Here is a 14963-nt window from a genome sequence, read left to right on the forward strand (position 1 = left end):
GATGACCAAATTAAAAAGATTCAAGAAAACTGTTTAAAGCAAGATAAAACATAACTATCAAAGACAAACCAAGCATACCGGCTACTATTCCGACAATTGCTGAGGTTTTATGAACGATGATTTGTGGGTGGGGCAAATGACCCGTTTTTGAAAACAATTGTAGGACGCTGACAGTCAGCAATACGGGACTGGAAAACAAAAGCAGTATAACGGAATAAGCCAACAGATTTCCGATTGGACGGACACTGTTGTGAAAGGCCAATAGTAAAAACAGGATGCCTTGAAGGGTAAGAAATATTTTAAAGAGTTTTTCAGTTATTTTCATTACCTAATGTTTCAGTGTCTGCTATTGCGATACAGCTTGTGCATTTTCGTGAACCTGCGAGATAAAAATCTCATTGATGGAGGGCAGAATTTCATTAAAGGCCTTGACCGAAAGCCCGTTTTCGATAAAAAACTGCAAAATATGATTGGCGGTAAACCCGTCTTTGATATGTAGTATAAATTGTTGTTCGGATTGATTCAGCACTTCAAAGGGTAACGTATCAGGCAAATTTTGTGGCAACGTTCCTTCGTAATCCAATTGAAATTTATTTTCCTTAAACCGGCTTTTTAATTCCTGCACTCCGCCCTCTAAAATCACTTTGCCTTTATTGACCAATACAATCCGTTCACAAATTTCTTCTACCTGTTCCATTCTGTGGGTAGAAAAAAGGATAGTAGCGCCTTTTTGCTTCAGGTTGTAAATCTCGTCTTTTATAAGATTGGTGTTGATGGGGTCTAATCCTGAAAAAGGCTCATCCAGAATTATAAGTTTAGGTTCGTGGATAACGGTAGCAATAAACTGCACTTTTTGCTGCATTCCCTTCGACAATTCCCCCACTTGTTTGTTCCACCAATCGGAAATTGAAAATTTTTCAGACCAGTAACTCAGTTTTTCTTTGGCTTGTTTTGCAGAAAGATTTTTCAGTTGGGCGAGGTAAAGCAAATGTTCGCCCACTTTCATTTTTTTGTACAATCCCCGTTCTTCGGGCATATATCCGATATACAAACTCCTGTTCGAATTGTCGGGAATATTGTGGAGGGTAATGAAGCCGCTGTCCTGATACAAAATATCGGTAATCATCCTGATTAGCGTGGTTTTTCCTGCTCCATTCGGTCCCAAAAGTCCGAAAATTGTTTGTTCGGGCACACAAAGACTGATATGGTCCACCGCATTTGTATTACCAAACACCTTAACCACATTGTCTATTACCAATAAATCCATAAGCAAAGGGGTAAATTAAACAAAAAAAGCATCCCTCGCCCTGTCAACAAACTCAGGGCAAAACAGATTATTATATATGTGAAATGAACCTGTCAAAACTTACAACATAAGAACAGGCAGGAGGTTTTAAAACAGTTTGCCAAAATAGTTCAATTTCGCAGGTTTATTGTTAACTTTGCAATATTATTTATTTTTAAAAATTACACTCAGAAACTTAAATCATGAAAAGGTTATTGTGGTTTTTAATTGTATTTGCCTTGGGTGCTGCTATTGCGATGTTGTTTGCTCCGCAAAGCGGTAAAAAAACCCGCAAAAAACTGCTTCGTCAGGCCAAAAAAATCCGCTTGGAACTGGAAGCTAAAGCCGAAAAAAGCATGGATGCCCTGAACGACTGGAAAGTAACGGTCGAAGAACTCGCCGAAGATGCCGCCAAACAAATGAACGGAAACGGCAAATTAGATGTGGACAGCATCAGTGGTGCAAATGCCTGAGAGGGCAGGGGTAAGGGTTTTTCTTTCGGAAGAATATCGTTTAATCGAACGCTAAGGGGAGGGGTGTGTCTATGGACTGCTTCACTAAACTGGTTAAGTTATGCCGATTTTAGGCTTTCTTTTTAATACGGCTTCAGATGGTTTTATCCTGAAGATAGGTTGCCGCCTGCTTTTTTATGGGTTGAACGTTTTCTGAAAGAACGGATAAGTTTTAACTTTTCTTTTGCTATACAAGACGTTGAGTTGGGTTACAGTACGTTATCGGGTTAAACAATAACAGTCAGGATAAATGATAACAAAAGACTTAATAAAGGAACTGAAACATAAAGGGAACGGAGAGATAGGTGATTTAATAAAAAATCAGCGCGACTCTGGAACAATTAACTTTATCCTTCAAAGTTTGGGACAACTTCCTTATAACTTTGACAGTTCGTTCTTGTATGAACTTTTAACCCATAAACATCATCAGGTACGGTTAAATGCCGTTAAAAATATCGGTAAACTCAATGGCAATACAGATATTTCCAAACTTTACGAACTTTACGAAACTGAAACAGACACTTCCGTTAAACGTGAAATAGTATCTTCAATAGGTAGACAGAGAAATATCGTAAACAAACCACTTCTGTTAAAATTTTTAAACGACGGAGATCCTAAAATAGTTTGTCAAGCTATTCGCGGACTTTTGGTATTTGAAAAAGACAAAGAAGTGGAGGCTTATTTAAAACCTTTGTTAAATCATCCTAACGAAATGGTTAGGACTGTTATATACAAAGAGTATTATGCGGTTACTATCCCGAATACCGGTACAATACCTCACCAAGAAACCTACGAGTTTCTTAAAAATGTTGTCGTAAATGCTGATGTCCTGCAAGCATTAAAGTATGTACCGGAAGAAAGCATACATCTTACATTCACTTCACCGCCCTATTATAATGCAAGGGATTATTCAATTTATCCCAGTTATAAGGCCTATTTGGAATTTTTGGAAGAAGTTTTCTTGGAAACACACCGAATTACAAAAGAAGGTCGATTTTTAATTGTAAATACATCGCCTGTTATTATTCCGAGAGTAAGCCGCTCACATTCAAGCAAACGCTATGGTATTCCTTTTGATCTACATCCTTATTTAGTTAAAAATGGTTGGGAGTTTATAGACGATATTATCTGGTTGAAACCCGAAGCAAGCGTTAAAAACAGAATTGGTGGGTTTATGCAACATCGTAAACCCCTGGGCTACAAACCTAATGCGGTAACGGAATACTTAATGGTTTACAGGAAATCAACAGAAAAGCTATTGGATTGGAACATCAGAAGCTATGACTGGCAGACTGTCGAAAGCAGTAAGGTTGCGGATGGCTATGAAACGACCAACGTTTGGAAAATTGACCCCTGCTTTGACAAAGTACATTCCGCTATTTTTCCTGTTGAGTTGTGTAAAAGAGTAATACAATATTACTCTTACAAAGGAGATTTGGTTTTTGATCCGTTTAGCGGAAGCGGAACGGTCGGCAGAACAGCAAAAGCTTTGGATAGATTGTTTTTTTTAACAGAAAAAGAGCCGAAGTATTTTGAATATATGAAAACTAAGGCAAAGCCGGATGAGATTTTTAATAACCGTCAAACAAAATTTGTAAGTTTGGAAGAATTTAAAACTATCGCAAATGACATTAACTAACCATGTAGTAAAAAACATAATTAAACGACTAATAAAAGGACTGGATTACAGAATAGAGGTGATTGCCTTGATTAATGCCGAATTTTTACAATTTGCTATTGATTTTTTCAAAAAAGTTATAGAAGCGAAGCTTTTAAATCAAGATGTATCAATAGATTGGTACAAGAAGATTTTTTTGAATAACGAATTAAGTTCGGATGAAATTGCTATTAATTCCGGTCTTAACAAAAAGACAATCACCAATATGTATAATTCTGCATCAAAGGGAATTGTCATTGATGCTTCAAACGAACATTACGATATATTGTACCAAACTATAAGTAGTTTGATAGAAAATCAACAGGACATAGATTTAATAATAACAATTAAATTTAGAGGCATTAGTGTAGAATTGAACATTAATGAAAGTTTAATTGTAATCAATACTCTTGCGGTAAAGCGTTCGGCACTTCGTGGAGGGCTTTGGAGTACTGCCGGAAAGCGTGTTGAAAAGTATTTAATGGCAACACTTTGCAAAGTTTATTCCGTTCCATTTGAGCACTTCGACCAAAGCAAGATTCCGCCAAGTATGCGGGAAGTAGATTTTTACTTGATAAACAATGAAACATATTATCGCTGTGAAGTAAAACTAATGGGGCGAGGTAATCCTGAAAGCGCAGATGCAATTTTTGCAAGAGAAAGTAATGTTTTTGTCGCTGATAAACTTTCTGATTTGAACAAACAACAAGCTGATAAACTAAATGTAAAATGGGTTGAACTTCGCGATGAAGATGGATATAAAAAGTTTGGAAAAGTTTTAGGAGAACTTGCCATCCCACATAAAGAATTTGAAGGAGATTTAGACAATCATTTAGATAAAATACTGAACGAATTTCTTGAATAATACCAAACAAAACTATGTTAACGGATTGAAATTCAGATAACACCACTTGTAATCCTGACCATTAGACACTCTTAGAGCATTTTAACATCAATACTTACTTACTAAAAACAAGAAATTTGGAAACAGGAAATTTATCGGCAGCAGAGCAATTGCTCAAAGACATACAAAAGTATGTTGAACTGCGGCTTGAATATTACCGCATCAGCGGGTTGGAACGGGCAGCGTCAACTTCTTCTTTTATCTTGTTATCGCTGATTATTATTTTGTTTTTGTTTTTTACCTTCCTGTTTGCCAATATATTTGTGGCGATACTCATTGCCCATACATTCCAATCCCTGCCCTTGGGATTTGGTATTTTTGCAGGTTCTTACCTGTTTTTTACCCTGATTATCATCTTATTCTGGAAACGCATCAAACGCTTTATTGACCACCGCTTTTTTGCCTTTATTTTAGAAAGCATAGAAGAAAACGAAAAAAATGATTAAAAGCAGGAACGCCTATAAATTAGACCTCGAAAAACAACGCCTGAAACTCAAGATGAAAGAACAGGAGTTGGAAATCAAAAAAAGCCTGTTGCAGCTTAAAGCCGCTTTCAGCCCGCTTCAGTATGCCGGCCGCATGTTTTTTGAATCGGTTGACGACAATGCTGTTCTGGCTTCGGGTGAAGCAAGCGAAACAGAACTGAAAGCCATTGCCAAACGCAAACGCAAAAGGGCAATGATGATGAAACAAATCAGCGACCTGTTTATCAATTTTATCCTCATTTTAGAAACCTATCTCGGAACCATTTCCGGAAGACCCTCCGGTTCTGCTCAAAATATAGAGAAAGCCGAAAAAGAAGAAGAGGAGTAATGGGTGGTTATTCACGACCATAAAAATCTTGTGGCGATAATCAATACCACATAATCGGGGCATGCCTGTTGTCTGACAAGGAGTACCTTAAGCCGTCAACTTAGCCTTAAATTTTTTTGAAAATATCTGGAACATACCTTGCTCAACCACGGGTAAAGGAAGCTATCTATATTTACAAAGTTGTAGAAAAATGCCCCCAGTGTTTATTGCCTTATGTTTGCAAGGCAAATGCAAATAATCGTCAATTTTAGTAAGAGTTTTCAGATTTTATATTTTTCGGTGGGATTAAACACCTAATGGAACTTTTTTGCATCTATTCAATGTATAGGAATGTATAACCATGATAAAGGCAGATAATACAAATATATGGATGGATGAGATGATGGAACGGCTTGGAGAAGCGCGCGATATCCAAGCCAAAAAATTAAAGCCGGGAAAATAGTGACTAACACTACCGACACCGTTAAGATGCCGGTAATGTTCTGTTAAATGTTAAGCTAATTTACACCGGCAAAGCCGTATCAACCGGGGTTTCGGCTTCCTGAGTTTCCGTTTGAATGGGTTCCGGTTTTTTGCCTATGAGTTTTTTAAACCGGTCTCCAAGGTCATATCTGATGACATACATAGCCGGTAAAACCAACAGGGTCAGGAATGTTGCGAAAGACAAACCGAAGATGATGGTCCAGGATAAAGGACCCCAAAAAACGACGCTGTCGCCCCCAAGGAAAAACTGCGGATTAAAATCGGTGAACAGGGTATAAAAGTTGATATTCATACCCAAAGCGAGGGGAATCAATCCGAGCATAGTGGAAGCTGCGGTCAGCAAAACCGGCTTTATCCTGATTTTACCGGACATAGACACCGACTTATGAAGGCCAATCCCTTTGCTTCGCATCAGGTCTGCAAATTCTACAATGAGAATCCCGTTTTTAACCACAATTCCCGCAAGTCCGACAATTCCGATGCCCACCATTACGATGGAGATTTTCATATTAAAAAGACTGAAACCAAGCAAAACGCCGGTAATACTGAAAATGATTTCACTCAGGATGATTAAGGTTTTGCTCACCGAATTGAACTGAGTTACCAAAATCAAAAATATTAACCCTAAAGAAATCAATAAGGAGCGGAACAAAAAGGCTGCTGTTTCTGCCTGTTCTTCCTGTTCGCCGGTCAGATTGATATCCATACTTTCGGGGAGTTGGAATTTGGTGGCTGCCAGACGTATGTTTTCATTCACCTCATTTGCGGTATAGCCGCTTAAAACATTGGAACTGAGGGTGATTACCCTTTTCAGGTTTTTGCGTTTAATACCTCCATAAGTATTGGTATATTTTACATCGGCAACGGCGGCAAGAGGAAGGTTTTTAACCTGCCCGGTTTCAGAACGAAACGTCAGTTTTGTATTCAGCAGGGCATCAACATCGTTGCGCTGCTCATACTTGTAACGCAACTGAATGGGATATTCGTCTTCGTTGTCTTTCAGTTTTGAAACCTCTTTGCCAAAAACGGCGGTGCGCAGTTCAGATCCGATAAATGCGGTAGAAACCCCTTCGCGGTTAGCGCGCTCCCGGTTTACACTGACAATAATTTCGGGGTTGTTGTTGACAAAATCCGATTTTAGTTCTTCTATTCCCGGAATTTGTAGGGAGTCCTGCAAATAGTATTTAAACCGCGAAGACACGTCAATCAGTTCTTCCAAATTTTCTCCACTGATTTCGATATTAATCGGCGCTCCGGTCGGAGGCCCGTTTTGTTCCTGATCAACGGTTACCTGAACACCCGGAATGTCTTTCACTTCTGCCCTTATTTTGTCCATATATTCCTGGGTTGACTGCCCGTTTCTTTCAGCAAATTTCACAAAAGAAATGCCCACTTTACTGCGGTTGGAAGAGGCGCTTCTGTCGCCGCTCGAAGGATCGGTAGCTCCAACGGCAACATTACTGCTGATAGCCTCTACAATCGGATTGTCTTTACCCATTATTTTTTCTACTTTTCCTTCCACAATACGGGTAATTGAGTCGGTATAGCTTTGATGAGTTCCGACCGGGAGGTTCATATAAACATAGATAAAATTGGGATCGCCTTTGGGGAAAAACTCAACAGGCGGGGTTCTGACTCTTACCAGAAAGAACGAGAAGAATAGGAGGAAAACGGTAAACAACAACACGGCATAAGGCCGCCAGGATTTGAGCAGAAATGTCAGGACAGATTCATAGGCATCCATCAATACGGGCAGCAACTTATGTTCAAACCCAATTACCAAATACTTGATAAACAGTTTGTACGACAGATACAGAACTAAGGCAATGAGGAAAAAGTTGCCCACTCCTTTGGGAGCAATCATGTAGGAAATGCCCGATATAACTGCCATCACAATAGCCGTGGAGATAAAAGAGCGCAACCGTTTGCGTTTTTCTTCGCTTGTAGGAAACGGGTTTTCTGCCTTCATAAAAGAAGCAGCAAACACGGGATTGATGATAAAGGCCACAATCAGCGAAGCAACTAAGGTAAGGATGAGGGTAATTGGCAGGTACATCATAAACTTACCTACGATTCCGCCCCAAAACGCCAACGGAACAAAAGGCGCAAGGGTGGTCAAGGTTCCTGCCAGGACCGGAATAAAAATTTCCCCGGCTGCCATTTTTGCTGCGGTACCGATTGGAATTTGACCGTTTCTGAACAACCGGTAGGTATTTTCAATGACCACAATAGCATCATCCACAATGATGCCTAAAGCAAACAGCAGCGCAAACAACACGATCATGTTCAACTCAAACCCGATGGCCGGCATGACCATAAAGGCTAAAAATATGGATAAAGGAACAGAAAGTCCAACAAAAAACGCATTGGTAACACCCATAAAAAACATGAGAACAATGGTAACCAGAATAAACCCGATGATGATAGAGTTTATCAGGTCGTTCAGTGTGGTACGGGTCAGTTCCGACTGGTCGGCAGAAATGGTTACATTCAGGTCCTGGGGTAATTTTTCTGATATGAGCGTATTTACCAAAGCATGTATCTTGTCCGAAGCTTCCACGAGATTTTCACCGCTGCGTTTGATTACATTTAAGGTAATCACGTTTTTACCGTTATAACGCGCATAACTTTCTTTTTCCTTAAAAGTGTCTTTAATATCTGCAATGTCTTTAAGGTAAACCGGAGTGCCCGACATACTTTTAACTACAATATCGCCAATTTGCATGGCATTGGCAAACTGACCTTTTACGCGGAGTGCCCGTTTCATTTCCGACATATTGATCAACCCACCGGAAATGGTCATATTTTCGGTTGAAACAGCCCGTTCAATGTCTCCAAAGGTTACATTGGCACTTTGAAGTTTGAACATGTCCACATTGATTTGGATTTCTCGTTCTAAAGCGCCGACCATGTCCACGCGGGTAATTTCCGAAAGTTGTTCTATTTCATCCTTAATGTCTTCGGCATAATTTTTCAACTTGGTAAGGTCAAACTCTCCCGATATGTTGATGTTCATGATCGGGATTTCCGAAAAATCTACCTCCAGAACGGTCGGCGCATTGGGTAGGTCTTTGGGAAGGTCGGTGGTAGCGCGGTCAACGGCATCTTTCACTTTTTGTTTGGCCACATCTACCTGCACATCGGTATTAAACTCGACCACAACGTTTGAAAAATCTTGTAAGGAGTTGCTTGTTATTTTTTTTACTCCTGAAATAGATTTGACTTGTTTTTCGATAGGCCGGGTAACTAAGTTCTCCATATCTGCCGGAGAGGTACCGGGGTATATGGTGCTGATATAAATAGTAGGGATAACTATATCCGGGAACTGATTTTTGGGCAGGCTGATATAAGTAGAAATACCAAAAATGGCAACAATAGCCGTTACTACAAAAATACTTGTTCTATTATCAATAGACCAACTGGTAGGTCCAAACTCTTTGAAAGGTTTCATATTATAAATGTCGGAGCGTGAGTGTTAAACAATGAACGGGGTAAAATCATACCTGCTGTTTGATACCAAAAGCCAAAACCCCGGGTAAATGGAAAACAAAAGTTATGTTTTTAGAAAGAGGACAGTTTCTAAGGCTTAAAATTTGACTAATTGTCCGGTATTGAGATTTTGGAATCCGGTGATAATCAACATATCACCCGGTTTTAAGCCATTTTTTATTTCTACTTCGTTACCGCCCGAAACGCCCATGGTAACAATTTGTTTTTTTGCTACAAATTTATCCTCGGCTTTTTCGGCAATGAAAACGTAGTTTCCTTCGTCTGAATTTTGGATAGCATTAATAGGTGCAACGATTGTGCTTCCTGTCGAGTAATCCTGAATTTTTACCAAAGCCACCATATTGGTTCTGATTCCGGGAATATTGGGCAGTTTCAATTCAACCTGAAAGGTGCGTCCGGCATTGTTGATGATGTTTCCTACGGTTTTGATTTTACAGTTGACCGTTTTTCCCAGATCCGGCAACAACACTTCGGCATTATCGCCTACTTTTACTTTACTCACATAGGTTTCGGCCAAATCTGCCAATACCTTCATGCTGCTAAGATTGACAATTCTGAACGGAGGTACGGGCGAACCTACCATTGCGCCTTCGCCCACTTTGATATTAACCTCCTCGACTGTTCCGCTAATTGGTGCACGTACATTGTATAAATCGGCTTGTTTTTGAAGAGTTGCCATTTTATACTCTAAAGTTTCAACATTGTTTTTTGCGGTTAAATACTGAACTTCGGTGCCTATTTTTTGATCCCAAAGGGCTTTTTGCTTTTCAAATATCGTTTTTGCGAACGAAATATTGGTTTGCAACTCTTGCAAACTTTGCTGAAAAACCGCATCGTCTAATGTGGCTAAAATATCGCCTTTTGCTACCGATTGCCCTCTGACCACAAAAACCTGAGTTACAATTCCGGGTTGTTTGGGGCTAACGGCTATATTATCATTACATTCTACTTTGCCCTGTACTTCCAGAAAATGGCTAAAGGGTCGTGGCCGCAACTCCATGACCTCAACGGCAGTTTCTTTTGAAGGCTGGGTTGTTGAAGTGGATGGATTACCGACTTCTTTTTCAAGGGCGGCAATTTGTTCGTTCAGCTTATTTTGCTGTTCTTTTAGTGTTTTTAATTCAGTTGCTTTATCTCCGGTTGTGGCTTGACAAGCCCCAAACAGCAATAAAATAAAACTTATAGTTGAAATTAGGATGGATTGTTTCATGTATATTTTGTTTGTGGTAGTTGATTTGTTGGTTAGTAATTTAGTAATAAATACCCATTGATTTGCGCAAATCGGTTTGGGCAATGAGCAGATTGTAAAACGCCTGGAGGTAAAGTCCCTGATTTTGAAACAGCTTAGATTCTGCATCAGTCAGTTCCAAACTCGACCCCACTCCTTCTTTATATTTAACCAGACTCAGGTTATAGATTTTTTGAGCCAGCGCCATATTGTCTTCCTGGCTTTTGAGTTGTTCCAAAGCGTTTTGATAGGAAATTTTTGCCTGTGCAATTTCGAGGTCTATGCTTTGCAGCAACTGGCTTCGTCCGTTTTGAATTTTCTTTTTGTTGATGAGGCGTTGTGCAATCTGATTTCTTTTGCCAAGTCCATCAAAAATCGGAACAGAAATCTGAACGCCTGCCATGGATGTAGGAAACCATTTATCGGTAAAGAAATCAAAATCATTACTTTGAAAACGACGCTCGTAGGATAAAAAAGCGGTAACGGTGGGCAAACGGGAGGCATTAATTTGTTTGATGCCTAAATCGTTGAGGTATTCGGACATTGACAATTGTCTTAACTCTATCCGGCTTTTCGGAGAAAGCGATTCTATCTGAGCTGCAACATTATTGAGGTCAATAAAATCTTTCAGTGATTGTGACAGGGAAACAGGTTGGTTCAAATCCATCACCAACTGCAATTTCAACAAGTTATAGACGCTTTCTAATTGCCTGTTTAGTGCGCTTTGTTGAGTTTGGAGATTTGACAGTTGTAGTTTTAAACGGTCAACATCAATATTTTCTACAAATCCGGCTTCGTATAATGCGGTTGTTTCATTCAAAACCTTAGTCAAAACCTGGATATTTTTTTGAAAAATGGCTATATTCTCCTGAATAATGAGTGCGGAAAAGTAGGTGCGGGTAATGGCATCGCGTATTTGAAGATCGGAAGCTTCGACCTGTAGCTCAACCTGTTCAATCAATTTTTGGGTGGCTTTGAGCGCAACAAAAAAACTTCCGCTGAATAACAATTGATTGACGGAACCGCCTATCGTTAAATTGTTATTGGTTCCAAAGGCAAGTTCGGCAAACTCACCGGGGTTTCCGCCAAAAAACTCGGCAGGCACCAAACTGATGGGTAATTGCAAATAGCGGTTATAATCAACCGATGCGTTGACTTGTGGCAATCCGGTTGCTACTAAAACATTGACCTGTTTATGAGCGGATAAGACATCTAACTCAGCATTTTTTTTGGTCAGGTTGTTTTGAAGCCCTCGGCTAATAGCTTCGGATAAGGTTAACCTCAGCGTATCTGAAGAAGCGTTCTGCGAGGCAAGCGGAGTATAGGCTAAAGCAAACGCAGAGATGACAAGTAGTAATATCTTAAAAATACGGGGCATATTTTTGGGATTTAATTTTTTCGACGTTTTTACGGAAATATTCAACACCGTCAGGAGTAGCAATTCCGTAGATATGGTATTGCATCATCTCCAGCAAAATTTCGGTGGGCTTATAACTGGTTTTGGTAAAAAAGTTATCGCCAATCAGGGTTCTGGTTTTGGCGATATAGAAACCGGCGATGAGTTCGGGTTTCAGGTCGTTGCGATATAACCCCTGTTTGATACCTTTATTGATGTTTTGAACAATACATCCATAAATATGCTCGATCCGGTGCTGTTCGAGCAGTTCCCAGCTTTCGGGGTAATATTTTTTGAGTTCATAAATTGCTGATGGGTGCATCATGCTCAATTGCCGGCAAACATGGTCAGCAATACTGAGCATTTCTTCGATGGCATTTGGGGCAGATTCATACAACTCATTGGTTACATTGCACTCATTGGCTAAGTGCAGTTCCATCGCTTTATGTATTAGCTCGGCTTTGTTGTCAATGTGTTGGTAAAGAGTTTTTTTTGAAACGCCAAGATGTGCGGCAATATCGTCCATACTTACGTTGCGGATGCCAAATTTGGTGAACAGGGTAAATGCCTGCTGTAAAATCTTTTTTTGTGTTTCGTCCATAATTGAAGTTAGGAAATGCAAAGATACATCCATAAACACTGGAAACGCTCAAAGGTTTTAAAGTTTCCAAAGTTTTTTGCGTTTTTTGCAATTTGCTAACAATTTGACGAGATTTATACCCAAAAGATGGAACAAGGGGCTATCAAACCGGTGATATTCGGTTGGTGATGAGATAAATTTGTAGCCATTAAAATAAAAATATTACGGTTTGTTACAACGAAAATTTGTGATGTTTTACCTTTGTTATTCCTGCTACAATTTTCAGCTAAAAAACTCCTCCAAACTCCTGAATCACTATGTCGTTTAGTACCAGCAAACCTTATACCTTTGACAGAACAGTCCGGTTGATCATTTTTGTAGCCATTATCTGGGGGGTACTTAAATTGCTCAACTACCTGAGCGATGTGCTGATTCCTTTTGCAGTTGCATTGGTGTTGGCTTATTTGCTCAATCCGTTAGTGGTGTTTATCCAACATAGGCTACGGGTAAAAAACCGGATTGCTTCTGTGATTATTACGTTGTTGCTGGTGTTTGGCTCCTTGACCTTGTTGCTTACCCTGCTCATCCCGCGATTGGTTCGGGATACCAAACAAATGGGGTTTTTAGTCGGCAATTATGTCAATAACAGCGCACTTAGGTATAAGATCGAGTCTTATTTTCCGAAAGGCATACAGGAAAAATTAGATGAATTTACGCGTAAAGTAAATATTGAAGAGTTTTTAAAGTTTGAAAACCTGGAGACCACCATTGACATGTTGGCGCAAAAGATTTTACCCGGTGCCTGGGGGGTGTTTTCCGGCTCTCTGAGCATATTAATTACCATTTTAGGGATTACCATCATTGGGCTATACCTTATTTTTATTTTGAAAGACTACGATCTGATCACCACCCATTGGAAAAAAATGATCCCCTCCCAATACAGGACAATGGTGGTATCGGCAGTGAGTGATATGGAGCGTTCAATGAATACTTACTTTCGCGCTCAGGCTTCTATTGCATTGATAGTGGGCATTTTAATTGCTACCGGTTTTTCTATCATCGGGCTCCCTATGGGTATTGCGTTGGGTTTGTTTATCGGTTTTCTCAATTTAGTGCCATATCTGCAAATTGTAGGATTTATACCGGCTTCGTTTTTTGCATTACTCTATTCTTTAGAAACAGGGGGCAGTTTTTGGGTGATGATTGGTTTGGTGATCTTGGTACAGGCCATTGTACAGGTGATTCAGGATGTTATTTTGGTGCCAAAAATTATGGGCAATGCCACGGGGTTAAATCCTGCAATAATTTTACTATCCCTTTCTATATGGGGAAAATTGCTGGGCATTTTGGGACTGATTATAGCCTTGCCGCTCACCTCTGTAATCATAGGATATTACAACCGCTTTTTACATTCTTTGGAACAACGCGAAGGAGGCGCTGCTGCAATTGAAGGCGTTGTAATAGAAAATAACAGAAAACCGGAGGATGGATAGATATGGGACTTTTGTTATGATATCAAATTTACTTTGAAAAAGAGCTGTTCTTTTTGTCGCTTAAATCGCCAATGTAACTCCTCCAATCAAATAACAGCATAATCCCATAGTTAAATTTATTTAGATTAAATTGAAAGAGCAACAGATATAACCCTGTGAAAAGAATAGCACAGAGAACCACAGAGATTTTTATTGCACGGAGAACCACAGAGAATTTTTTTGCATGGAGAACCACAGAGATTTTATTGCACAGAGAGCCACAGAGATTTTTTTGCACGGAGAACCACAGAGATTTTTTTGCACGGAGAACCACAGAGATTTTTTTGCACGGAGAACCACAGAGATTTTTTTGCACGGAGAACCACAGAGATTTTTTTGCACAGAGAACCACAGAGATTATTTTGCACAGAGAACCACAGAGATTATTTTGCACAGAGAACCACAGAGATTTTTTTTGCACAGAGAGCCACAGAGATTTTTTTGCACAGAGAACCACAGAGATTTTTTTGCACAGAGAACCACAGAGATTTTTATTGCACAGAGAACCACAGAGATTTTTATTGCACAGAGAACCACAGAGAATTTTTTTGCAAGGAGAACCACAGAGGGAATAATAAACCTCTGTGTAACTCTGTGCTGCCTCTGTGAAAAATTTGAAAGGAGAACCACAGAGATTTTTATTGCACGGAGAACCACAGAGATTTTTATTGCACGGAGAACCACAGGGATTATTTTGCACAGAGAACCACAGAGAATTTTTTTGCACAGAGAACCACAGAGATTATTTTGCACAGAGAACCACAGAGGATATAATAAACCTCTGTGTAACTCTGTGCTGCCTCTGTGAACCTCTGTGAAAAGAATAGCACAGAGAGCCACAGAGATTTTTTTTGCACAGAGAGCCACAGAGATTTTTTTGCACAGAGAGCCACAGAGATTTTTTTGCACGGAGAACCACAGAGATTTTTTTGCACGGAGAACCACAGAGGATATAATAAACCTCTGTGTAACTCTGTGCTGCCTCTGTGAACCTCTGTGAAAAGAATAGCACAGAGAACCACAGAGGAAATAATAAACTTCTGTGTAATACCGGTGAATGCTT

Annotated in this window: 13 protein-coding genes; 6 read left to right on the forward strand and 7 right to left on the reverse strand. The window is 39.7% G+C overall.

All coding sequences use genetic code 11. The annotated features are described in order from the left end of the window. Positions 1 to 10: 10 nt before the first annotated feature. Entirely contained in the window at positions 11 to 325 is a 315-nt protein-coding gene (locus tag IPM47_03895; protein QQS30102.1) for a hypothetical protein, read from the reverse strand. Positions 326 to 346: 21 nt separating this feature from the next. Next, positions 347 to 1267 carry an ATP-binding cassette domain-containing protein gene (locus IPM47_03900; protein ID QQS30103.1) on the reverse strand — a complete coding sequence of 307 codons (921 nt, stop codon included), beginning with the start codon at positions 1265 to 1267 and terminating at the stop codon, positions 347 to 349. A gap of 221 nt (positions 1268 to 1488) precedes the next feature. Here IPM47_03900 and IPM47_03905 point away from each other — a divergent pair, with 221 nt between their 5' ends. The 5 genes from IPM47_03905 (at position 1489) to IPM47_03925 (ending at position 5171) form a co-directional block, all read left to right on the forward strand. Next, positions 1489 to 1758, forward strand: coding sequence for a YtxH domain-containing protein (locus IPM47_03905; protein ID QQS30104.1), 270 nt, complete (start codon positions 1489 to 1491; stop codon positions 1756 to 1758). Positions 1759 to 2047: 289 nt separating this feature from the next. Then, positions 2048 to 3436, forward strand: a complete 1389-nt coding sequence (locus IPM47_03910; protein ID QQS30105.1) for a restriction endonuclease subunit M — start codon at positions 2048 to 2050, stop codon at positions 3434 to 3436. Continuing rightward, positions 3423 to 4319, forward strand: a complete 897-nt coding sequence (locus tag IPM47_03915; protein ID QQS30106.1) for a CfrBI family restriction endonuclease — start codon at positions 3423 to 3425, stop codon at positions 4317 to 4319. The genes IPM47_03910 and IPM47_03915 overlap by 14 nt, the downstream gene beginning before the upstream one ends. 116 nt (positions 4320 to 4435) lie before the next feature. Then, positions 4436 to 4804, forward strand: coding sequence for a hypothetical protein (locus IPM47_03920; protein ID QQS30107.1), 369 nt, complete (start codon positions 4436 to 4438; stop codon positions 4802 to 4804). After that, entirely contained in the window at positions 4797 to 5171 is a 375-nt protein-coding gene (locus IPM47_03925) for a hypothetical protein (protein QQS30108.1), read from the forward strand. Before IPM47_03920 ends, IPM47_03925 begins: the two co-directional genes overlap by 8 nt. Before the next feature lie 502 nt (positions 5172 to 5673). On the opposite strand, the gene IPM47_03930 is transcribed toward IPM47_03925, so the two are convergent. The 4 genes from IPM47_03930 to IPM47_03945 all read right to left on the reverse strand — a co-directional run bounded on the left by IPM47_03930 (position 5674) and on the right by IPM47_03945 (position 12389). Beyond that, entirely contained in the window at positions 5674 to 9105 is a 3432-nt protein-coding gene (locus IPM47_03930) for an efflux RND transporter permease subunit (protein QQS30109.1), read from the reverse strand. Positions 9106 to 9240: 135 nt separating this feature from the next. After that, a complete protein-coding gene (locus IPM47_03935) occupies positions 9241 to 10374 on the reverse strand; it encodes an efflux RND transporter periplasmic adaptor subunit (GenBank protein QQS30110.1) in 1134 nt (377 codons plus the stop codon). A gap of 40 nt (positions 10375 to 10414) precedes the next feature. Further along, positions 10415 to 11770, reverse strand: a complete 1356-nt coding sequence (locus IPM47_03940; protein QQS30111.1) for a TolC family protein — start codon at positions 11768 to 11770, stop codon at positions 10415 to 10417. Further along, complete coding sequence (locus IPM47_03945) at positions 11754 to 12389, reverse strand: TetR/AcrR family transcriptional regulator (GenBank protein QQS30112.1); 636 nt, start codon at positions 12387 to 12389, stop codon at positions 11754 to 11756. The genes IPM47_03940 and IPM47_03945 overlap by 17 nt, the downstream gene beginning before the upstream one ends. Positions 12390 to 12685: 296 nt before the next feature. Between IPM47_03945 and IPM47_03950 the strand changes: the two genes are divergently transcribed. After that, positions 12686 to 13861 (forward strand): AI-2E family transporter, encoded by a 1176-nt coding sequence (locus IPM47_03950; GenBank protein QQS30113.1) that lies wholly within the window; start codon positions 12686 to 12688, stop codon positions 13859 to 13861. Between the two features lie 396 nt (positions 13862 to 14257). Here the strand turns inward: IPM47_03950 and IPM47_03955 are convergent, their stop codons facing one another. Next, positions 14258 to 14809, reverse strand: a complete 552-nt coding sequence (locus tag IPM47_03955; protein ID QQS30114.1) for a hypothetical protein — start codon at positions 14807 to 14809, stop codon at positions 14258 to 14260. Between the last annotated feature and the right edge of the window lie 154 nt (positions 14810 to 14963).

The organism is Sphingobacteriales bacterium, assembly GCA_016700115.1.
In the GTDB taxonomy this organism is placed as follows: Bacteria; Bacteroidota; Bacteroidia; order Chitinophagales; family UBA2359; genus UBA2359.